Origin of the sequence: Paenarthrobacter sp. RAF54_2, from assembly GCF_052113945.1 — a bacterium.
Taxonomy (GTDB): Bacteria; Actinomycetota; Actinomycetes; order Actinomycetales; family Micrococcaceae; genus Arthrobacter.
Window position 1 is genome coordinate 139,843 of sequence record NZ_JBFRDV010000004.1, and the last position, 20,398, is coordinate 160,240.

22 protein-coding genes and 1 riboswitch are annotated in these 20,398 nt (G+C 62.8%); of the genes, 11 read left to right on the top strand and 11 right to left on the bottom strand.

Annotated elements, in window-relative coordinates:
* Nucleotides 1-108 precede the first annotated feature (108 nt).
* Nucleotides 109-444 (top strand): hypothetical protein, encoded by a 336-nt coding sequence (locus tag AB4Y87_RS04755; RefSeq protein ID WP_442003282.1) that lies wholly within the window; start codon nucleotides 109-111, stop codon nucleotides 442-444.
* 24 nt (nucleotides 445-468) lie between these two features.
* On the opposite strand, the gene AB4Y87_RS04760 is transcribed toward AB4Y87_RS04755, so the two are convergent.
* Genes AB4Y87_RS04760 through AB4Y87_RS04775 form a run of 4 tightly spaced genes read right to left on the bottom strand, consistent with a single transcriptional unit; the run spans nucleotide 469 to nucleotide 3,569 of the window.
* Complete coding sequence (locus tag AB4Y87_RS04760) at nucleotides 469-1,548, bottom strand: sulfate/molybdate ABC transporter ATP-binding protein (protein WP_442003283.1); 1,080 nt, start codon at nucleotides 1,546-1,548, stop codon at nucleotides 469-471.
* Nucleotides 1,545-2,366, bottom strand: coding sequence for an ABC transporter permease (locus AB4Y87_RS04765; protein ID WP_442003284.1), 822 nt, complete (start codon nucleotides 2,364-2,366; stop codon nucleotides 1,545-1,547). Before AB4Y87_RS04765 ends, AB4Y87_RS04760 begins: the two co-directional genes overlap by 4 nt.
* Before the next feature lie 7 nt (nucleotides 2,367-2,373).
* A complete protein-coding gene (modA, locus tag AB4Y87_RS04770) occupies nucleotides 2,374-3,162 on the bottom strand; it encodes a molybdate ABC transporter substrate-binding protein (protein WP_442003285.1) in 789 nt (262 codons plus the stop codon).
* The gene (locus AB4Y87_RS04775) at nucleotides 3,159-3,569 is read right to left on the bottom strand and encodes a TOBE domain-containing protein (RefSeq protein WP_442003286.1); all 411 of its coding nucleotides are present in this window, start codon (nucleotides 3,567-3,569) and stop codon (nucleotides 3,159-3,161) included. The genes modA and AB4Y87_RS04775 overlap by 4 nt, the downstream gene beginning before the upstream one ends.
* A gap of 302 nt (nucleotides 3,570-3,871) precedes the next feature.
* Between AB4Y87_RS04775 and AB4Y87_RS04780 the strand changes: the two genes are divergently transcribed.
* Complete coding sequence (locus AB4Y87_RS04780) at nucleotides 3,872-4,741, top strand: DUF4031 domain-containing protein (protein ID WP_442003287.1); 870 nt, start codon at nucleotides 3,872-3,874, stop codon at nucleotides 4,739-4,741.
* Nucleotides 4,738-5,502 carry a 2-phosphosulfolactate phosphatase gene (locus AB4Y87_RS04785; protein WP_442003288.1) on the top strand — a complete coding sequence of 255 codons (765 nt, stop codon included), beginning with the start codon at nucleotides 4,738-4,740 and terminating at the stop codon, nucleotides 5,500-5,502. Before AB4Y87_RS04780 ends, AB4Y87_RS04785 begins: the two co-directional genes overlap by 4 nt.
* A gap of 9 nt (nucleotides 5,503-5,511) precedes the next feature.
* On the opposite strand, the gene AB4Y87_RS04790 is transcribed toward AB4Y87_RS04785, so the two are convergent.
* The 3 genes from AB4Y87_RS04790 to AB4Y87_RS04800 all read right to left on the bottom strand — a co-directional run bounded on the left by AB4Y87_RS04790 (nucleotide 5,512) and on the right by AB4Y87_RS04800 (nucleotide 7,375).
* A complete protein-coding gene (locus AB4Y87_RS04790) occupies nucleotides 5,512-5,913 on the bottom strand; it encodes a YccF domain-containing protein (RefSeq protein ID WP_216926600.1) in 402 nt (133 codons plus the stop codon).
* A gap of 87 nt (nucleotides 5,914-6,000) precedes the next feature.
* Complete coding sequence (locus tag AB4Y87_RS04795) at nucleotides 6,001-6,450, bottom strand: SRPBCC family protein (protein WP_442003289.1); 450 nt, start codon at nucleotides 6,448-6,450, stop codon at nucleotides 6,001-6,003.
* Nucleotides 6,451-6,778: 328 nt separating this feature from the next.
* On the bottom strand, nucleotides 6,779-7,375 hold the full coding sequence (locus AB4Y87_RS04800; RefSeq protein ID WP_442003290.1) for a phosphoribosylanthranilate isomerase: 597 nt from the start codon (nucleotides 7,373-7,375) through the stop codon (nucleotides 6,779-6,781).
* A gap of 97 nt (nucleotides 7,376-7,472) precedes the next feature.
* Here AB4Y87_RS04800 and AB4Y87_RS04805 point away from each other — a divergent pair, with 97 nt between their 5' ends.
* The 5 genes from AB4Y87_RS04805 to AB4Y87_RS04825 all read left to right on the top strand — a co-directional run bounded on the left by AB4Y87_RS04805 (nucleotide 7,473) and on the right by AB4Y87_RS04825 (nucleotide 10,824).
* Nucleotides 7,473-8,117, top strand: a complete 645-nt coding sequence (locus tag AB4Y87_RS04805) for a HutD/Ves family protein (RefSeq protein ID WP_442003291.1) — start codon at nucleotides 7,473-7,475, stop codon at nucleotides 8,115-8,117.
* A 57-nt stretch (nucleotides 8,118-8,174) separates the two neighbouring features.
* Nucleotides 8,175-8,240, top strand: a riboswitch (guanidine-III (ykkC-III) riboswitch).
* 9 nt (nucleotides 8,241-8,249) lie between these two features.
* Complete coding sequence (locus tag AB4Y87_RS04810; RefSeq protein ID WP_442003292.1) at nucleotides 8,250-8,564, top strand: DMT family transporter; 315 nt, start codon at nucleotides 8,250-8,252, stop codon at nucleotides 8,562-8,564.
* Nucleotides 8,565-8,566: 2 nt separating this feature from the next.
* The gene (locus AB4Y87_RS04815) at nucleotides 8,567-8,953 is read left to right on the top strand and encodes a DMT family transporter (RefSeq protein WP_442003293.1); all 387 of its coding nucleotides are present in this window, start codon (nucleotides 8,567-8,569) and stop codon (nucleotides 8,951-8,953) included.
* A gap of 203 nt (nucleotides 8,954-9,156) precedes the next feature.
* A complete protein-coding gene (locus AB4Y87_RS04820; protein WP_442003294.1) occupies nucleotides 9,157-10,164 on the top strand; it encodes an aldo/keto reductase in 1,008 nt (335 codons plus the stop codon).
* Nucleotides 10,165-10,173: 9 nt separating this feature from the next.
* Nucleotides 10,174-10,824 carry an MBL fold metallo-hydrolase gene (locus AB4Y87_RS04825; protein ID WP_442003295.1) on the top strand — a complete coding sequence of 217 codons (651 nt, stop codon included), beginning with the start codon at nucleotides 10,174-10,176 and terminating at the stop codon, nucleotides 10,822-10,824.
* 130 nt (nucleotides 10,825-10,954) lie between these two features.
* Here the strand turns inward: AB4Y87_RS04825 and AB4Y87_RS04830 are convergent, their stop codons facing one another.
* Both AB4Y87_RS04830 and AB4Y87_RS04835 read right to left on the bottom strand, forming a co-directional pair.
* Complete coding sequence (locus AB4Y87_RS04830) at nucleotides 10,955-12,706, bottom strand: DEAD/DEAH box helicase (protein WP_442003296.1); 1,752 nt, start codon at nucleotides 12,704-12,706, stop codon at nucleotides 10,955-10,957.
* A 376-nt stretch (nucleotides 12,707-13,082) separates the two neighbouring features.
* Nucleotides 13,083-14,483, bottom strand: a complete 1,401-nt coding sequence (locus AB4Y87_RS04835; protein WP_442003297.1) for an MFS transporter — start codon at nucleotides 14,481-14,483, stop codon at nucleotides 13,083-13,085.
* Between the two features lie 68 nt (nucleotides 14,484-14,551).
* Between AB4Y87_RS04835 and soxR the strand changes: the two genes are divergently transcribed.
* Nucleotides 14,552-15,013, top strand: a complete 462-nt coding sequence (soxR, locus tag AB4Y87_RS04840) for a redox-sensitive transcriptional activator SoxR (protein WP_442003298.1) — start codon at nucleotides 14,552-14,554, stop codon at nucleotides 15,011-15,013.
* Nucleotides 15,014-15,060: 47 nt separating this feature from the next.
* Here soxR and AB4Y87_RS04845 read toward each other — a convergent pair whose 3' ends face one another.
* Nucleotides 15,061-16,875 (bottom strand): FG-GAP-like repeat-containing protein, encoded by a 1,815-nt coding sequence (locus tag AB4Y87_RS04845; protein ID WP_442003299.1) that lies wholly within the window; start codon nucleotides 16,873-16,875, stop codon nucleotides 15,061-15,063.
* Between the two features lie 358 nt (nucleotides 16,876-17,233).
* Here AB4Y87_RS04845 and AB4Y87_RS04850 point away from each other — a divergent pair, with 358 nt between their 5' ends.
* Nucleotides 17,234-17,929, top strand: coding sequence for an SAM-dependent methyltransferase (locus AB4Y87_RS04850; protein ID WP_442003300.1), 696 nt, complete (start codon nucleotides 17,234-17,236; stop codon nucleotides 17,927-17,929).
* A 60-nt stretch (nucleotides 17,930-17,989) separates the two neighbouring features.
* Here AB4Y87_RS04850 and AB4Y87_RS04855 read toward each other — a convergent pair whose 3' ends face one another.
* Nucleotides 17,990-19,027, bottom strand: a complete 1,038-nt coding sequence (locus tag AB4Y87_RS04855; RefSeq protein WP_442003301.1) for an Lrp/AsnC family transcriptional regulator — start codon at nucleotides 19,025-19,027, stop codon at nucleotides 17,990-17,992.
* Between the two features lie 139 nt (nucleotides 19,028-19,166).
* Here AB4Y87_RS04855 and AB4Y87_RS04860 point away from each other — a divergent pair, with 139 nt between their 5' ends.
* Nucleotides 19,167-20,384 carry a M20 metallopeptidase family protein gene (locus tag AB4Y87_RS04860; RefSeq protein WP_442003302.1) on the top strand — a complete coding sequence of 406 codons (1,218 nt, stop codon included), beginning with the start codon at nucleotides 19,167-19,169 and terminating at the stop codon, nucleotides 20,382-20,384.
* Nucleotides 20,385-20,398: the final 14 nt, after the last annotated feature.

Genomic DNA, 20,398 nt, shown 5'->3' on the forward strand with positions numbered 1-20,398 from the left:
GCGAAACACCTGTCCAGACGAAACCATGGCTATGTGAATAACAGGAGTCTACGATCAGGCAGTGACAGGGTGGAACCACCGACAAATGCCCGCAACAAAGGACACGACATGACTAAGTACGTGGCGCTTTACACCGCTCCCCAGTCCGCCGAATCCGCAATGGAAGAAGCTTCCCCCGAGTCAGCAGCCGAAGGCATGAAGGTCTGGATGGACTGGGCCAACAAGGCCGGCGACGGGATCATCGATCTTGGCACGCCTCTGGGCGGAGGTAAGGAAGTGGCAAACTCAGGTGTCTCCGATACCAACACAGGCGTAGCGGGGTACACCATCCTCCAGGCCGAAAACATGGACGGCGCCCTTGCTCTCCTGGAGGGCCACCCGCACCTGATGATGCCCGGAGCCAGCATCCAGGTCTACGAGGCCCTGGACATTCCAGGCATGTAACTGCCAAACCAGTCGGGGCTGGCCTCACGCCGGATAGATCGAGACCAGCGCGGACTTCACGACGAACCGCACGTCCACGCCCGGTGCCAGGCCGAGATCGGCAGAGGCAGCAGGAGTGATATCTGCGGACAACGTACCGCGCTCCCCCGCGCCCGGTCCGCCCGCCCTCACCCGGATCTGGTCCCCGTGCGGCTCCAAATCACGGATGGTAACGGGAAAGGAGTTGCGCGGGCTTCCGTGCACTTCACCAAGGAAAACCGAAACGGCCGACGGCGGGAAGGCCGCCACGCCTGCCTGGCCGAGTGCAGGTGACCACTCGGGATCGTGCTGTCCGGCGAAAACCCTGCCATCCGGCGTCGTGATTCCCTGCTCGGTGATGATTCCGCTGACGAGGTTCAGTCCTGCAAGCCCGGCCGCGAAGTGGCTTCGGGGGCGTTCGAGGACTTGGCGGGTTGGGCCTTCCTCGGAAATCCGCCCGTTCTCCACGACGATGAYGCGATCGGCGAGCATGTAGGCGTCCAGGACGTCGTGCGTGACGATGATGGCATTGCGTCCATCCAGGACCCGTTTGAGGACGCGGCGCAGCAGTGGTGCAGCATGGATATCCAGGGCCGACATCGGCTCATCGAGGAGCAATAACTCGGGCTCGGCGGCGAGGGCCCTCGCAACTGCCACACGCTGTGCCTGGCCACCGGATAGCTCTGCTGGTTTGCGGGATTCCAGATGAAGGGCGTCCACCTCAGTCAGCCAAAGCCGGGCGATTTCGCGGGCCGCGGCTTTGGATCTGCCCTTGCTGCGGGGCCCGAAGGCGACGTTGTCCAGCACGTTCAGGTGCGGAAACAGCAGTGCCTCCTGAGCGAGCAGGGCAGTGCCGCGCAGGTGCGGGGCGTTCCACTGGTGGTTGCCGCCGTCGAGGTCAAAAAGCTGCCTGCCGCCAATGTGGGCCCGTCCGGAATCCGGCCGCAGCAGGCCCGAAATCACACCAAGAAGAGTTGATTTTCCGGCGCCGTTGGGACCGAGAATGGCTAGCGTTTCGCCGTCGGAAAGTTTCATTGACATCTCGAAGTTGCGGGAGCGAAGGCTCGCTTCCAGTTCAAACGTCATGGCTGGACGTCCGCAGGGGCGTTTGCGCCAGTGTTGCTGGGGCGTCGACCGTAGCTGAGGCCAACTACCGCCGCGGCCACCGCCACCAAAACCAGAGACAGAGCGACGGCGGCGTCGGGGTCAGTTTCGCGCTGAAGGTAAATCTCCAAGGGAAGGGTGCGCGTGACGCCTTGCAAGCTGCCGGCGAAGGTCAAGGTAGCGCCAAACTCTCCGAGGCTGCGCGCGAAGGACAAAACGGCCCCCGACGCGAGCCCTGGAACTACCAAGGGTAGTGTGACCCGGCGCAGGACCGTGGTTGGCCGCGCGCCCAGGGTCGCCGCCACGGCCTCATATTTGCTTCCCGCAGTCCGCAGGGCGCCTTCGAGGCTGACAACCAAGAACGGCAAGGCCACGAATGTTTGTGCAAGCACCACGGCGGTAGTGGAGAACGCGATCTGAATTCCGGCCATTTCGAGCGACTTCCCCAGCAAACCTTGCCGCCCGAAGGTGTAGAGCAGCGCGATACCTCCGACGACGGGCGGCAGCACGAGGGGCAACAGCACCAAGGAGCGCAGCAGCCTCTGCCCGGGAAACTCCCCGCGGGCCAGGACAAGGGCCAACGGCACACCAAGCACGATGCACAACAGGGTGCTTGCTGCTGACGTCCTCAGGCTCAGGCCCAACGCATCGAGCGACGATTCCGACGTGATGAGCGGAAGGAACTGGGACCAGTTCACGCGCACCAGCATCGCGAGCAGGGGAAGAATCACCAGCAGACCGCCCGCAACGGCGATCACGTAGATCCACCGTGGGATGCCGTGGTATCCAGTTCGATTCATTGCGTTCCTACGAGGGGCCGAAGCCAGCGTCGCCCAGGACCTTCTGCCCCGCGCTGCCGGTGACCATGGCAATGAAGGCGCGGGCGAGGTCCTTGTTTTTGCTGGTGCCCACAGTGGCGATCGGATACGTATTGACGGCCTTGCCGGACTCCGGAAACGGTATGCCCTTCACCTTGCTCCCAGCACCCTTGATGTCCGTCACGTAAACCAGCCCGGCGTCGGCTTCCTGCGAGACGACCTTGCCCAGCACATCACTGACTGACGACTCTTCGCTGACCGGGCTCAACGTGGTCCCGGAGGCCTTCTCTATCGTCTCCGCGGCCGCACCACAAGGAACCTGTTTGGCACAGACCACAACTTTGACGCCGGGCTTGGACAGGTCCGCGAAGGAAGAGATCGACGCCGGGTTGCTGGGCGGGACAGCGATCTCCAGTAAGTTCGTGGCAAAGTTTGTCGCGGTGCCGTCCACGAGTTTTGCGTCCGAGACCTTGGTCATGTTCTTGGTATCGGCTGAGGCAAACACATCAGCTGGTGCACCCTGGGTGATTTGCGTTGCCAAGTCTGAAGAACCGGCGAAGCTAAGGTTCACTTTGGTGCCGGGGTTTTTGGCCTCGAAGTCCTGGGCAAGTTGAGTGAACGGTGCTTTGAGGGACGCTGCCGCGAAGACGGTGATGGTGCCATTCAGCTGATTCCCGGTTGCCGCTGGGCCTGCGGTGTTTGAAGCACAGCTCGCCATACCGGCCGCCACGGCCACCGCGACTAGGAGCGCCATGGCTTTCGTGCCGGTGTTCCTCATACGACGCTCTTTCCCTGAGGCGTTTCGATGATGACAGTTGTGGCCTTCACCACCGCTGTAGCCACTGACCCAAGTTCCAGACCAAGCTCGCGCACGGCTTCGCTGCTCATCAGCGACACCACACGGAACGGCCCACATTGAAGCTCCACCTGTGCCATGACTTTGTCCGCGGTAATGCCCGTGACCAGACCGACGAAGCGGTTCCGGGCCGAGCTGCCTGTACGGGCGGGATCGTCCGGAAGGTGCGACTGATCGCGGGCAACCTTGGCCAGCTCCAAGCCATCCACAGCGAGTCGGCCCGCGGCGTCCTTCCGGGCGGTAAGTGTTCCGTTCTCGGTCCACCGCCTCACAGTGTCGTCGCTGACACCAAGGAACCGGGCTGCTTCGGAGATCCGTATTTGCGCCATGAAAATATTCTAAGGCAGTATTTGCGGATTCTATTGTGTGATAGCTCCGCAAAACGGAATGTTACTGTCTAGTTCCAAGCGAGAGCGCCGCTGGTGCGCTGGGCGGCAAACGGTGCGGGCCGCCGTCGTACTCTATCCGGCGTGGAGTCATAGCCGTAACCTGTTGCCAAGGAACTCCTACGCTCCTTCCCAGTTGCTGTGACCACACGGGCAGTGAAGCCTGTGCTTCCGGGGCGGACGCTCGGCGGTAGCCGCTCCGACGACCGGTAACTGGGAAGGATCGTTTGGCTTACACTTTGCCAATGGCCGTATATGTCGATCCGCCCCTGTGGCCCGCCCACGGCACCGTGTTTTCACATCTGGTATCAGACAAGTCCTTGGACGAGCTTCACGCTTTCGCCGAGGCGGCCGGAGTCCCCGAAAGGGCGTTCGACGGCGACCACTACGACGTTCCTGAACGTCGCTACAACGACCTCGTCGCGGCTGGAGCCATTCCCGTGGAGGCAAGGGTCCTGGTGCGGAAACTCATTGCGAGCGGCCTTCGCATTCCCGCACGCGATCGCAGCAAAGCCCTCACCGTTCCGCTGATGGAGCGATGGAACAGCACCTACCCTGGCCACGAGGAACTCGGCTTGGAACTACTGGAACGATGGGGCGAGGACGGCCGTAAGTACCACAGTCGGACCCATTTGCTGGCCGTTCTCGAAGCCCTGGACATTTTGACGGAACCCGCCCTCCCTGCCCGCAGAGTCACGCTGGCGGCCTGGTTCCACGACGCCGTCTATGAAGGTGTCGCTGGGCAGGACGAAGAAGAATCCGCGCGGCTTGCCGAGGACCGACTGACTGCTGCACGGCTTGCCCCGGAAGATGTCGCCGAGGTGGCCCGATTGGTCCGGCTCACGGCCGAGCACAATCCCAAACCCGGCGACCACGCCGGAGCCCTCCTCTGCGACGCCGATCTCTCCGTACTCGGAGGCAACGAACAGTCCTACGCGCGCTACCTGGCCGCCGTCCGGGAAGACTATGCCCACGTCAGCGACGACGACTTCGCCAAGGGGCGTGCCGCCGTCGTGCGTCATCTGCTGTCACTGGACCCTCTCTTCCACGGTGAGCGGGCCAAGGCGCTCTGGCTTGACGCAGCCCGCCGCAACCTCACAGCCGAACTCGGATGAGCGAACCGGGAGCGCCCCAGCGGCAGTTGCCGTACTCGGTCCGGTTCGAATGGGGGCTCGACGGCGCCCGCGCCATAGTGCCACGGGCGGACCTTGCTGTTGTGGTTGACGTCCTTTCCTTCACGACGTGCGTGAGCGTCGCCGTGGATCGTGGGGCGGCCGTTTTTCCCTACCCGATGCGCGATGCTGCGGCGAGTGAGTTCGCCGCTCATCATCAGGCTGCGCTGGCCGGACCGCGTGGCGGGGAGGGGTTGAGTTTGTCTCCGGCGAGCCTGCGTCATGCGCCGCATCTTGAGCGTGTAGTCCTGCCGTCACCCAACGGCTCGACGCTGAGTCATGAGCTCGCCAACTCCGCACGACAAGTAGTGGCTGTGTGCTTACGCAACGCCGCGGCGACCGCCGACTGGGTCCATGCCACACTGCCTCCGGATGCGGTGATTGCTGTGATCGCCGCAGGTGAGAAGTGGACCAATGGCTCGCTGCGGCCAGCATTGGAGGACGAGCTCGGAGCTGGAGCATTCATCGCCGGATTAGCAGGGTCGGGGCGCCGTAATTTCTCACCTGAAGCCGGATCTGCGGCCGCGGCCTTCGACGCCGCCGAGCCCAAGCTGGCCTCGGTGCTGCGCGGCTGCTCCAGCGGGCGGGAACTAATCGATGGGGGCTTCATTGAAGACGTGGCAATTGCCGCCGAGTTGGATGGCAGCACGGTGGTTGCTTTGCTGACGGATGGGGCTTTTCAGGGCGTCCGCCCCACCGATTAGACCGGCGAGCTAGCGATAGGTGCTGACGAACGGCTGGTTGGTCGGCACAATCTGCTTGCCGAGAGGCATCAGCGATACCGGGATCAGCTTCAGGTTCGCGATAGCCAGTGGGATACCGATGATGGTGATGGCCATTGCGAAAGCCGTAACCACGTGGCCGATCGCAATCCAGATACCAGCAACCAGTAGCCAAATCACGTTGCCGAGAAGTGCGAAGACACCAGTTCCGCCGGGCTTCTCCACCACCATCCGGCCAAACGGCCACAAACAATATGCGCCGATCCGGAACGAAGCGATGCCCCAAGGAATGGTCACAATGAGCACGCAGCAGATAATGCCTGCTGCGAAATAGCCCAGTGCCAACCAGAAACCACCGAAGACCAGCCAAATGATGTTGAGCAGCGTTTTCATAGTCTCAATTCTCCCTTGCCGGACAGACATTAAGCCTCAGGGTCTGCCCTGAATCGGCCCTGAGTTTGACGAAGCATCAGGGGCGATTTAGTCCAGCAACGCGTCCAGCTTGTCGAACGAGGTTCCCCAGCCATCCCGTGTCATTTCGACCCATTCTTCAGATGCGAAAGGTCCCTGGGTGAGATGCATCCGGGTGCGTCCGTTGAGGTCTTCGAATTCGAGGTGCATTTCCTCGTACTCATGATCGGCATCGGGAGCAGCCTTTGCCCTAGCTACGAGGAGCGCGGGTGCATCCAGCTCCGTGATGACAGCTTCGATGGGTGCTTCCTGCTCACCCTCGTCGTCCGTCCATGCCATGACCACTTGCCAGATTCCGCCCACGCGCGGCTCCACGATGATCTTGTCGCGTGGAGCATCCACTTCCACGGGCCCGAACCACTTGGTGAGCTGATCGGGGTCCATCCAGGCATCGAAGATCCGATCACGCGGGGCGTCGAACTCGCGGATCAGGGTCAGGGTGTGCTGTTCCGTGCTCATTGCTTGGGCTCCTGGGTTCGTATGGTCCGATTGTTCAGTTCCGCGTTTGGTTCCGTGTTTGGTTCCGCGTGTAAGTCCAGTGGCGTGTTCCAGTGAATCGTGTCGTCGTGGGCGAGTCTAGGGTGTGCCAGTGCTAAGTCCGATGCTCTCTCACATCATCACCCGAATTCCCCAACGTTCTCTCACATCATGAACCGTTCGGGGGTGTCCGCCGGCAGGGCGTGATAGAGGAACACCCCAAAAGCAGCAGGACGTGATAGAGGAACGGCCGAAAAGCAGCAGGACGTGAGAGAAGAACGCCCGAAAAGCGGTAGGACGTGAGAGAACGTCAGGCCTTTGCAGCTTCCACGAACGCGCGGATCTTCGCCAGGTCCTTCACTCCACGGGACGACTCCACACCTGAGGAAACGTCCACTCCCCAAGCACCGGCCGCAGCGGCGGCAAAGGCGACGTTGCCGGGTTCGAGACCGCCTGCGAGCAACCACTCCCGGTCGCCCAGTCCCTTGGCCAGCACCGACGTGTAGTCCCAAGACTCCCCCGAGCCTGGCACGGCTGCATCGATCAAGAGCAGATCCTCGCCAAGATCGCTGAACTCGTCCGGGGTGGCACCCATGGTGACGGCCCGGATGAGCCGCATTCCGGCGTCGTGCACTGTTTTGACGTCCTCGGCAGTCCGGGTACCGTGCAGTTGAACCCAGGTGAGTCCTGCAGCGCGCGCAACAGAAACGGCGTCGGAAGCGGGCTCGTGCCGGAACACAGCCACGGCACGAACACCTGCGGGCACCAGCGGCAGTAGTACACGTACCTGGTCAGGACTGACCTCACGTGGGCTGGACGTCAGCACGAAGCCGACGGCGTCCGCCCCGGTGTCCACGGCTGCGCGGACGGATTCGGGTGTGCTTAATCCGCACACTTTGACGAACATTCCTGTGCCTCCGGCCGTATTCCCAACGTTTTCCACATATGACGTTAGCAAGCCATGCTGGCAACGCAGAAGCTGCGTCCACCACTAGGCTGGTCGGATGGAGATTATCCGCTTTGCCGACGTCCACCCCGAACCGTGGCGCAACGGAGGCGGGGTGACGCGCGAACTCGCCAGCCACCCTAAGGCCGCCTCGGCCCAGGATGGGGCATGGGATTGGCGCGTCAGCATCGCCGACGTCTCCAAGGCTGGGGACTTCTCCAATTTTCCGGGCATGGAACGGGTCATCACCATCATTGACGGTGAGTTGCTGCTGCTGACCGTCGACGGCGAAGAGCACCCGTTGGAGAAGTATCGTCCGTTCCGTTTTTCCGGCGAGGCAGCATCGTCCGCCACACTGCCCACCGGGGATATCCGCGATCTCAATGTCATCGCTCGCGCCAGCGCGTTCAAGGGCTACACGTCCATCGTCGAGATCTCCAAGAAACGCGCGCACCCCGTCTTCGAGGGCCAGCTGGCCGTCCTCTTGGAAGGCAAGGCAATGGTCACGCCTGGCACCTCTGTGGAGGGCGCAAATCCGGAGGAAGAGTCCGACGGCGCCAGCCCGGCTCCCAGCGTGGCCGAACCGGTCGAGCTGAACCGCTACGACGCCGTGGTGGGCTCGGATACGCGGAGTCCCGAGATCTCGGGCCGGGGTTTTGTTGCTGTGATCTCCATCGACAAAGTGGAGCCCGCAAACGCCTGAGCTGGTGACTTTGGCCACCAGAAGTGGCCACGGTCTGCAGGAGTTGCTAGCCTGAAATGAAGGTTCCGCTCTGGAACCTCCGGACGACGGTTCAGTACCCGGCACGCGACAAGACTGGCCAAAGGACCTGTCATGTCGTGGTTAATTCTCATTCTCTCCGGAGCGCTTGAGGCCGTTTGGGCTGCTGCCCTTCACCGATCAAAGGGCTTCCGCAAGCCAATCGCCACAGTCGTTTTCCTGGTGAGCGTCATCGCCAGCACCGGCGGCCTCGCGATAGCCATGCAATCCATTCCCACCGGTACGGCGTACGCGGTCTGGGTTGGTGTCGGCGTCGTCCTGACGTCGGCATACGCCATGGTCACCAACGTGGAACGCGCGACGACGGCCCGGCTGCTGCTGCTCGCAGGAATCGGCGCGTGCGTGGTCGGCCTGAAGGTGGTGGCGTAGCCGTGGCTGCAACAACCACCAATACCCAGAAGTCTGCGAAGAACGGCGTCTTCTGGCTGGTTCTCCTCGCCTCCGCCGTCCTCGAAGCCGTGTGGGCCACCGCGCTGGGTCTCTCCAACGGTTTCAGCCAACTGTTACCCACAATGGTTTTCGCGGTGACGGCAGCATTGAGCATGCTCGGACTCGGGATCGCCGTAAAGCGGATCCCCTTGGGCACCGCCTACGCAGTATGGGTTGGAATCGGAGCGGCACTGACTGTTGGGTGGGCCATGGTCGCAGGTGTGGAACACGCGAGCCCGCTGAAGCTGCTCTTTATCGCCGGAATCGTAGGATGTGCTGCCGGTTTGAAGGCGTTGCCTGCTGACAAACCTGCGGCCAAGGCCGAGTAGCCACGCTCCTTCCCAGTTACCTCCACTCGCAGCTGCCCCAGTGCCGGCAAAACCCCGGAAACACGGGGACCGTGCATCTTTGGAGTTCGTCAGGGCCCGAGCAACTGGGAAGGACCGCAGCCTCCCGCAGGAATACCCATCGCGTCCATGGAGTTCACGCCAACAAAGGGCACTTCGAATACCAACACGCATGGGAGAAGTTCATGACTGCAGTTCAACTCGGCGATGGCCTTTCTGTTAGCCCCCTCGGCTTTGGCGGCATGGCCCTGACGCCAGTGTATGGGGGAATCGACCCCGAGGAAGCCCTGCAGACACTTAGGCATGCGGTGGACGCGGGCATCACCTTCATCGACACCGCGGATGTTTACGGCGCCGGAAGCAACGAGGAGTTGGTAGGCAAGGTCCTGAAGGGCCGGCGCGACGAGGTCCAGTTGGCAACAAAGTTCGGGATAGAGGGCAACGCCGCGAACGGGTACACGGGAGTTCGCGGCGATGCGCCCTACGTCAGGCAGGCGGCAGAAGCTAGCCTCCGCCGCCTGGACACTGACGTGATTGACCTCTACTACCTGCACCGCCGGGACCTCCGCGTTCCGATAGTGGAAACCGTGGAGGCCATGGCGGAGCTGGTCCGGGAGGGCAAGGTTCGGCACCTCGGACTGTCTGAGGTGACAGCCGAGGAGCTTCGGCAGGCCAACGCCGTCCATCCCATTGCCGCGGTCCAGAGTGAATGGTCAATCTGGAGCAGGGATGTTGAGCAAAACGTTGTTCCCGCAGCGAAGGAACTCGGTGTTGGCTTTGTGCCTTATTCGCCGCTCGGCCGCGGGTTCCTCACGGGAACCATTAGCGCGAGCGACTTGGGCGAAAACGACTTCCGCCACAAGATTCCCCGCTTTGGTGGCGAGGCCCTCGATGCAAACCAGGCCGTCGTGGCCGCGGTTCGGGAGGTAGCCGATGACCTGGGTGCAACTCCAGCCCAGGTAGCACTGGCTTGGCTGTTCGCCCAAGGCAAGCGCCTTGGACTGCCGGTGGTCCCCATCCCCGGCACGCGCAAAACGCACCGGATTGACGAGAACCTTGGCGCGCTGTCCCTGCAACTGGGAACAGCGCAACTTGAGGTGCTCGACCAAGCCGCGGACGCCGTCGTGGGTTCACGTTCTGCCGACCCCAACTGGGTGTCGCAAGGCCGCGAAGCCAACACGACCACTGCATAGACTGAGCCGATGGATTCGCTTATTCACTCATCGCGTGACGTCACCATCCGGAGCATCTCGGTCAGCGAGATGAACAACAACGTGTATCTGTTGACCTCGAAGTCCACAGGCGTGCAGCTGTTGATCGACGCCGCCGACGACTTTCCAGCCATTCAGCAACTCCTGAAGGACAGCGAAACGGATACTTCCGAGGTGCCCAAGCTCGTCCGAATCGCAACCACGCACCAGCATTGGGACCACATCCGTGCCTTGGGTGAGCTGGTCTCAGCTACGGGCGCCAGCACTTCTGCAGGAGCGGACGACGCCGATGCGCTGCCCGTCCCTGTGGATGTCCCGCTTGGTCACGGCGACGTCGAGCGGTTCGGCGACTTCGAGATCACGGCGGTCCACCTGCGTGGACACACCCCTGGCTCGATCGCTTTCGTCTACCAGGATCCGGATGGGCCTGCCCACATTTTCAGTGGGGACTCGTTGTTTCCCGGAGGCATCGGCAACACACAGGGCGATCCTTCACGTTTCACTTCACTGTTGAACGACGTGAAAGAGCGGCTGTTCGACGCCTACCCGGACGAGACTGTGGTGCACCCGGGCCATGGATTGCCCACGACCCTCGGAGCCGAGCGGCCACACCTTGAGGAGTGGCGCGCCCGCGGCTGGTGAGGCATGCGTTGCGGGGCCCTGCTCTGCGCTCTATTCCTTGGGGACAGTGCGCAGAGCGGGCCTTCCAACCCGGGCCCACGCCGGCAGGGTTCCCTGGCCGAGCTTGCGAGGCGAGGGTGCCGGTGGGGTATTAGCGGCCGCGGCGTTCGTTCGAAGCGGGTGCCGATGCACGACGCGGGCCGCTGCGTGCAGGACGACCGGCGCCGGAGCCCCCGCGACCGGAGTTGCCGGCAGCACCGGAGCCCGAACCGTAGGATCCGCCGGATGTAGCGCCCGTTGCGGAAGACCAAACAGCCTTGTTTCCGCCAGTGCGGGTGCTCGTGGTGGACGCTGTGCGCGGAGCCGAAGCAGAGCGCTGGCCACCGGTAGCGGCACGCTGGCCCGAAGCCGGACGGCCACTGCGGGCGCCCTGGCCCTGCGAGCCGGGAACGTCGTTGCGGTGCGTGGCACCAGCCTTGCCGCGGCCGCGTGAGCTGCGGGCGACGTCGTCGTTCATTGCTGCGCGACGGTCAGCGCGGTTGATGTCGGTGCGAACCGGCTCAGCTGCCACCTTGCCGCGTCCGCCGCGACCGCCACGGCCACCCGTGGTGGGTGCAGCCTGGCCGCCGGTACGGCGTGCGCGCTTTCGCTGGGCGTTGGCGCCAGTTGACGTGCCACCACCCTGCGGGGCTTTCGCCGCGAGGAGGGCCGCACGGGTGCGGGGATCAACCTTGTCTGCGATGTCGCCCACGAGCTCGGCGACCAGCGGCGAGTTGGCAGTGACGCGCTCGAACGACACATCGACGCCCGCAGCCTTCATGAGCTTCTTGACGTCGCTCTGCTGCTCCGGGAGCGTCAGGGTGACAACAGTGCCATCGGAACCGGCGCGGGCCGTGCGGCCTGAGCGGTGCAGGTACGCCTTGTGCTCTGTGGGCGGGTCAACGTGGATGACGAGTTCGACGTCGTCAACGTGCACGCCGCGGGCTGCGACGTCGGTGGCCACCAGGACGCGAACGTCACCGTTGGAGAACTCGGCCAAGTTGCGGTCGCGGGCGTTCTGCGACAGGTTGCCGTGAAGGTCGACGGCGGGGATTCCGGCGTCCGTCAGGGTCTTGGCAAGCTTGCGGGCGTGGTGCTTGGTCCGCATGAAGAGGACGCGGCGGCCGGCGCCGGAGGCCAGTTCGACGATGAGCTGCTTCTTCACGGTCTGATCGTTGACTACCAGGACGTGGTGTTCCATGGTGGTGACGGCAGCCTGCGGGTCATCCACGGAGTGCGTGAGCGGGTTGGACAGGTAACGGTTGACCAGCTTGTCAACACCGTTATCCAACGTCGCCGAGAAGAGCAGGCGCTGACCCTGGGTGGGGGTCATGTCCATGAGCTTCTTGACCACCGGGAGGAAGCCGAGGTCAGCCATGTGGTCTGCCTCGTCCAGTACGGTGACCTCAACAGCCTCGAGGGTCAGGATGCGCTGGCGGATCAGGTCTTCGAGACGGCCAGGGCAGGCGATGACGATGTCGACGCCGGCGCGCAGCGCCTTTTCCTGGCGTGCCTGGGAGATGCCGCCGTAGATCACCGTGGTGTTCAGGCCCATGGCCTTGGCCAACGGCTCGATGGTGGCGTTGATCTGGGTTGCGAGTTCACGCGTCGGAGCAAGGACGAGGCCCATGGGGCGGCCCGGCTTGCGGAAGTGCTTGGCTTCACGCTCGGCCAAGCGGGCCACAAGCGGGATGGCGAACGCGATGGTCTTGCCGGAGCCCGTGCGGCCACGGCCCAGGACGTCGCGGCCTGCGAGCGTATCCGGGAGGGTCTTCACCTGGATGGGGAATGCCTCTTCGATGCCGTCTGCGGCGAGGGAATCAGCAATAGCCTTGGGCGTGCCAAGGGCAGCAAAAGTAGTCATGTACTTATGTCTTTCGGGCGGTGTCCAGTTGCGGACATCGGCCCCCGACGCCGGTTGGGCCAGGGGTTCGCCGAGGAAAAGTCAGGTGGTCTACCGGTTCGCTGCTGGAGCGTTGGCCGGGACCAAATGGAAGCGTTCATCGACGCAGGATGTGCCTCTCACATGAAAAATGCCCCGTCACGTAGCCTGTTGGGCCACCTGCTTCAGGGCGTCACCGCACATCAAGTGCTCCCAGTCTAGCAGTGTTCGGCGTCCAGCCCTGCATCGGGCTGGTTCGGGCCCGCGTTGTGGGGCCCCAACTGGGTAGCAGCTGAGCGCGTTTTGGACGCTCAAAACGCGCTCAACTGGTACTTACTTGGGCTTGGTGAGCGTCGGGCTACTTGTGGAGCGATGCCTCAGGTTCGGTTTCCCGCGTGGTGGAGACACCCGCCCGGGTGGCGACCCGCGGCGCGATGACGACCCCGACGACGGCGATCACCGCCGTCAGTGCGAAGACCCCCGCAAACGGGTTCGTCGTCGTAAACGCTGCGAAGACGAGTCCCGTGGCGGCGAGGGCCAAGGCGCCGCCCAGCGAGTCGGAGATGGACATCGCTGCACTGTTGAAGCCCTGGTTTTCCTCATTGGACAGCGCCAACGTCATCACGGACAGCCGCGGGTACATGAGTCCCATGCCGCCGCCCGCAAGGATCCACCCTCCAATGGCAATACCCGCCGGCAGCGTCAAGGCCGCGGTCACCAGGGCCAGCATTATGGCCACCAGCACCAGCGCAGCACCAATTTTCACGGCGAGGGCATCGGCCAGCTTGGAACCCAACCGACCCTGCAGAGCGGATGCTCCTGCCCATGCGAGCGCGGCGCCGGTCAGCGTGAGCCCGGCAAAAGTCGGCGTGAAAGCGTACTGCTCCGTCAACAGATACGGCAGGTAGACCTCCGCGCCGAAAAACGCGGCCGATGCTAAACCGCGGGTGAGGATGACGCTGGGAAGGCCTCGACGGGCAACCAGTGTTCCGCGCGGGACCAACGGCCTGACCGCCACCACTGCAAGGACAAGCGCGACGACGGCAATCACGCCGCCCATGCCCGGCACCTCTGCTGACAGGTTCAGCGCGAGGACGGTCAGCGCGGCCAGCGCCGCCCAGCCCATGCGTCCGAAGGCCCACGGCACACGCTGGGTATCTGTGTCGGAGTCGGGTGCCATCCCGCGTACAGCCGGAACCACCATCAGGAGTGCCGGAACAACCAGCCCCACAACGCCAAGGAACACCCAGTGCCAACTGCTGAGCTGTGCCACGATTCCTGCGGCAAACGGGCCCACCAGGGAAGGGATCACCCAGGATGCGGCAAAGGCGGCAAAGATTTTGGGATGCAGAGTCGGCGGGTAGACCCGTGCCACCAACACATACAGGGCAACGGTCATGGCACCGCCGCCGAGTCCCTGCACGAGCCTTCCCAGCACCAGAACCTCCATGCTCCCGGCTGTTCCTGCGATCAGCAGCCCCGCAACGAACAGTGCCACCGAGGCGTACAGCGGCGCGGCGGGACCCCGACGATCGGACCAGTTACCTGCTCCCACCATGCCCATCACGCCAGTCGCCAGGGGGCCGGCGAAGGCCAGCGCGTAAAGGCTGGCTCCGTCCAGGTCCCGACTGACGAGCGGCATGATGGTGGTTACCGCCAGGGACTCGAAGGCGCTGAGGAAAACGAGCGCACAAGCACCGACGGTGGCCAGCAGGTAAGGACGGCGGAGTATCCCGGCCGTTGAGGTATCAGAGGTCATGGACGTTACCCTAGAACCTCAACTAATGTTGAGGTCAATCCACCACGCCCAGCACCGGAGGACCAGCCATGCCACAAGTTCCAGGCAGCGCCCACCGGCCCCTGAGCATCGGTGAGCTTTCCGAGCGCAGCGGAGTATCGCCGTCGGCCCTTCACTTCTACGAACGCAACGGGCTCATTACAGCTGAGCGCACGGCAGGCAACCAGCGGCGGTACAGGCGCGAAACGTTGCGTCGGGTGGCATTCATCAAAACATCGCAAAGAGTTGGCCTTCCTCTAAAGGACATCCGTGAGGCGCTGGACTCCCTGCCGGATGGGCGAACGCCCACCAAACGGGACTGGACGCGGTTGTCGTCGCGATGGCGCAGGGAACTCGACGAGCGAATTGCCGCGCTGCAACACCTGCGGAATGATCTGGATGGATGCATCGGCTGCGGTTGCCTGAGCCTGAAATCGTGCACGCTTCAGAACCCTGCCGACGAGCTGGGGGCGACCGGAGCGGGAGCCCAGCGCTGGAACCAGCCAAATTAGGAGGCAGAACTGTCACTTGCGTTGGAACAACTTGAAGCAAGGACCGGCTATGCGATTGCTGTCATCACGTTCCAGCCAGCCCCAACCTTTACTCTTGGCTGATAGCCTCCATGTTCTGTTCCCGGGTAGAGCCAGAAGTCGCCAGAGACATCACGCGCCAGGATGTCTGGAATGTCGTCACCATCGAAATCGCCCGGTGTCACAATGCTGGTCATCGCATTCCAGCCGGTGCCGACTTGCCGTCGAGGTACCCATTGGCTGGACAGATCGCGCTCGTAGAGCCACAAGGTTCCGGCACTGTCGCGTGCAAGCACATCGGTTCCGGGGATTGCGTTTCTCCCGGGTCCCATGATCGCCGTCATGTCATTCCAACCGGCACCGACTTTCGTCCGCGGTAACCACCCGCCCATGCCATTGCCCGGATAGAGCCACAGGTCGCCTGCGCTGTCGCGGGCCAAAATGTCCGAGTGCCCGTCATAATCAAAATCTCCGGGTGCGACCACTGCGGTCATGGCATTCCAGCCCACGCCGACCTTGGTAGGTGACCACCAATACGACTGTCCATCCCCTGGATACAGCCACAGGTCTCCGGCGCTGTCCCGTGCCAGGACATCCGGCTTCTTGTCTCCATTGAAGTCACCGGGAGTAACAACTAGGTTCATGGCATCCCAGCCCGAGCCAGCTCGAGTCCGCGTAAGCCAGCCCTTGTTGGTGTTGCCCGGATAGAGCCACAATGCACCTCCCGAATCACGGGCCAGGATATCTGTGGCGTAATCGGAGTTGTAGTCCTTGCGCACGTTGTCGAGGCGAGGCGCATTGACCACCACGATGTGCCCACCGTCATTTGTTAGCCCGTAGCCCTTACTGCCATCCGGGGACATCGTGAAGCTGCTGACCACTCTGGGCATGGGGGTGCTGGCCAGGACTTGAAGGGAAGGCAAAGCAAGGACGACAGCTTTGCTGCCCAGCACATAGAGCCTCTTGCCGTCCGGGCTCGTTTGGATGACGGGACGTCCCGGAGTGCTTGAGCCTGAGTCTGCAGTGACAATGGGCCTCACCGTATTCTTCGCAACGTCGATTTCAGCCACGAAGTAATCGCCCGCGACGTTCTCTCCGTTCACGACGCGCCCCGGATATTGATCCACGACGTATGCCCGCGAACCGTCTCGAGTGAATACAGGCGCGGTTACAGGAGAGATGGTCGGAACACTTGTAAGAACCGTGTCCGTCGAGATCGCCACGACTGCTATCCCGCCCGAAGGCTTGGGGTAGAAGATCTTGGTTCCGTCGGCCGAGATGGAGCCTTGAGCCAATCCACCTTCGATTGGAAGCGTCTTAACCACTTTGTTGGTGACGGCACTGATGACAGTGATGGTGTTGTCAGCGTAATTCGATACGTAGATCTTGTCCCCGGACGGGGCGACTAGAACGTCGTTAGCACCAGCCCCGACCGGAACAACGGCCTTCACAGCTTTTGCTGCGAGGTCGATTACGTTCACCGACCCGTTTTTTAGTGGCGACTCATAGGGCCGCCCAGACAACGCGTAGAGAACGGCACCGTTTGCTGAGATGGCTACCTTCTGCGCCTCTTCAGCCAAAGGAATCCTGGCAGTGACCGTGTGCCGTACCGTGTCCACCACAGCGATGTCAGCCGTCTCGTATTTTGTAGGGAGGTACGCGGTGGATCCGCTTGGCGACATCGCGAGGTCGAAGGCGTTCATAACTTCAACGCTGCCGGACACGATGTCCGGTGGTACGTAAATATCTGCAAAATACTGACGGCCATATACGAAGGCCCTGGACCCGTCACGACTGAACTTCAAAATACTTGCGTCCACTGCAAGGGTGTCTGGAGAATCCATTGAAGCCAACGGAACTCCCATCGCTTTTATCCCCGCGGGACTTTGACCTGCGGAGATCAACGACGTAGCCAAGGGAAGAGACGATTTGACGGTTGGCTGAATGGGATGCCCGTGGGCAACCCCAGCGCCCACGAGCGAAAGCACTGCCGCAGCCGTTAGCGCAGCGGGCACACGAATATTGCGTTGCAGGAACACCATGAATCCCCCAGTACGAGGCGCCACCGGAATGATTCGGGCGCAGAAGGTCACAGGTTATCCGCCATCGCGGGCAAAAACCAGATGCGTCCGCCCAGCGGTGGAACTTGCCGAAGCAGCAACAGGGATTGCCTTGCGCCGAGCCTCACGGCACGCTTGGCATATGACTGAACACGCGCACGACGGCGATACTCACCACAGCGAGCCGAGGCATGGCGGGCTCAATCTCCACGAGGACGCTGACAACGCTGCTGACATGTGGGACGGCATGTACAAGGAGCGTCCAAAGGTCTGGAGCGGGAACCCGAATCCTCAGTTGGTCGCCGAAGTGGCGGGCCTTCGCGCGGGAACGGCCTTGGACCTTGGCTGCGGCGAGGGTGCAGACGCGATCTGGCTCGCAGAGCAGGGCTGGACGGTCACCGCAATGGATGTGTCCGCCGTCGCGCTTGAACGTGCGGCAGCCCACGCCGTGGACTCCGGTTACGCTGACCGGATCACGTGGCAGCAGCAGGACTTGGCGGAATGGGAGCCGGAACCCATCTTTGACCTCGTATCAGCACAGTTCCTCCACAGCCCGCTCCTGCCGTGGCGCGACTCGGTAGCTTCCGCGGCATCGGCGGTAGCCCCGGGCGGTACGTTGCTGGTGGTCGGACATCACCCGCATGGACTCGCTCCTTGGAGCCACCACCGTGAAACGGGCATGTTCTTCTCGCCGGAACAGTTGGCTGGCGCGCTCCGCCTGGATCGCGAGCCGTGGTTCGTCAACGTCCTGACTTCGCGGGAACGCACCGTCACGGGTCCGGAGGGCGAACCGGCTACTGTTGTGGACACGGTCCTCCGGGCAACGAAGCACGCCTGATAGAGGCGGGAACCGCGCCCAAGCGGGGTGACGCCGTCGTCGTCAACTCCGGCGAAAAACTCACGCTGTTTCCGGCAGCAGTTCCCCGTACGGTGCCACCACTGTCCCTGTGGCTGTTGAGTCCGGGTTCAGCATCCAGCCAACCCGTTTGGCCGTATTCAACATGACGACGCTCTCCACGAGTTCGATGCCCGGGATCCGCTGCTGGATGGCGAGTTCCATTTCCATGACCTGCGCCAGCGAACGCAGCCACATGATCATGGTGAAGTTGGTCCGGCCGGTGGTTGACGCTGAAAACCTGACATTCCGGATGGAACGCAGTTCAGTGGCTGCGGCCTCGTGCTGTCCCGCGGGGACGTTCGCAAACCACTGGACTGTGATGGGATAACCGGAGAATTTTTGGGCGATCTCGCAGCGAAAGGAGAGCATCCTGCTGTTCAGCACCCGCCCCAACTGGCGTTGCACAGTGGCGGGATGCCGCCCCAAAGCCCGCGCGATCTCAGCAGCAGAAGCGCGGCCGTCGCGGGACAGAAACGGGATAAGCGCCAGATGGCTCTCGGGCAGCGGCACGACGATGGCGTCCGGAGCGGAGGGATTGGCCGATTCGGGCCCTGCCATCGCCCGCAGCGCTTGCTGTTCCCCTTTCGTGAGCACATTCAGCCGCCACGCATATCCGCTGGTATGGATGCGGGTGCAGAGCGACGTGTGGTACTTGGTGAGCCCACGGATTTCCTTGAGCCGCGGCAGCAGGCTGGTGCTGAACTGATCGAGGTCCTGGGTGATGACCGTGAGCGTGAGATCGCGGTTACTGGCGGCTTCTTCCACTGTGATGACCTCAGGGAGCTCTGCGAGCGCAGTGACAACGTCCGGCCGTAGGTCCATGTCGCAGTCGATGTCCACCATGGCGAGGCACATGTTCTTCGGATCGCCCATCAGGTGCGCCGTAGTCCAGGCCGCTCCCGTGGCTTTCAGGCGGTCCCACCGCGCGGCCAGGGTTGTGGCATGGACGCCCAGGACCTCGCCGGCGTCGGACCAGCTGATGCGGGGAGAAATCTGCAGGGCATTGACGAGGCGTAGATCCTCTTCACTGAGTTCCATGCGTACATTCTCTCAAGTGTGCATGAATCGTGCGTTTCTGCGGCTTCGTTGCATTTTTGTAGATGTTTTCAGGATTGTGAGTTAAGTCACCACAGAATTGCTGGAAGAACCCCGTAGCCAAGCGAGACCAGGAGTACACATGACCATCGCCGCCGACGCCAAGGAACTGCAGGACGACATCGTCCGCCTCCGCCACGACCTCCACCGTGAGCCGGAAATCGGCCTGCAACTGCCCCGCACCCAGGAAAAGGTGCTGAAGGCACTCGACGGACTCCCTTACGAAATCACCCTGGGCAAGGACACGACGTCGGTCACTGCAGTTCTGCGTGGGGGCGCGGCTTACGCCTCGGCTGAGAAGCCCGTGGTGTTGCTGCGTGCAGACATGGACGGCCTTCCGGTCCAGGAGACCACCGGAGTGGACTACACCTCCCGCGTAGATGGAGCAATGCACGCCTGCGGCCACGACCTCCATACCTCCATGCTGGCCGGAGCCGCCACCCTGCTGGCAGAGCGTCGCGACAAGCTGGCCGGCGACGTCGTCCTCATGTTCCAGCCCGGCGAGGAAGGCTTCGACGGCGCCAGCTACATGATCAACGAAGGCGTCCTGGATGCTGCTGGCAGGCGGGCAGATACGGCGTACGGAATGCACGTCTTCTCCTCGCTGGAACCGCACGGCCAGTTCGTCACCAAGAGTGGCGTGATGCTCAGTTCTTCGGATGGGCTCGTTGTGACCGTGCTTGGCGCCGGCGGACACGGCTCCGCACCGCACTCAGCCAAGGACCCCGTCACCGCAGCAGCCGAAATGGTCACCGCCCTTCAGATCATGGTGACCCGCCAGTTCAACATGTTCGATCCCGTTGTCCTCACCGTTGGTGTGCTGCACGCAGGAACCAAACGAAACGTGATCCCCGAGACCGCGCGTATCGAAGCAACCATCAGGACCTTCTCCGAAGAGTCACGGCAGAAGATGATGGAAGTAGTACCCAAGCTGCTCCAAGGCATTGCCGCAGCCCACGGACTGGAGGTTGATGTGGACTACCAACAGGAATACCCGCTCACCATTAATGACGAGGACGAAACCAACACGGCGGAGAAGGTCATCGCTGGCATGTTCGGTGAATCCCGGCTGACCCGCATGGCCACTCCCCTGAGTGGTTCCGAGGACTTCTCCCGTGTCCTGGCCGAGGTCCCGGGAACATTCGTGGGGCTCAGCGCCGTTGCCCCCGGCACCGACCACGCGACGTCGCCCTTTAACCACTCGCCGTACGCAACTTTCGACGACGGCGTCCTCACCGACGGCGCTGCCCTGTACGCAGAGCTCGCGGTGTCCCGCATCGCGGCGCTCGCCGCCAACTAACTCCCAGCCCTATC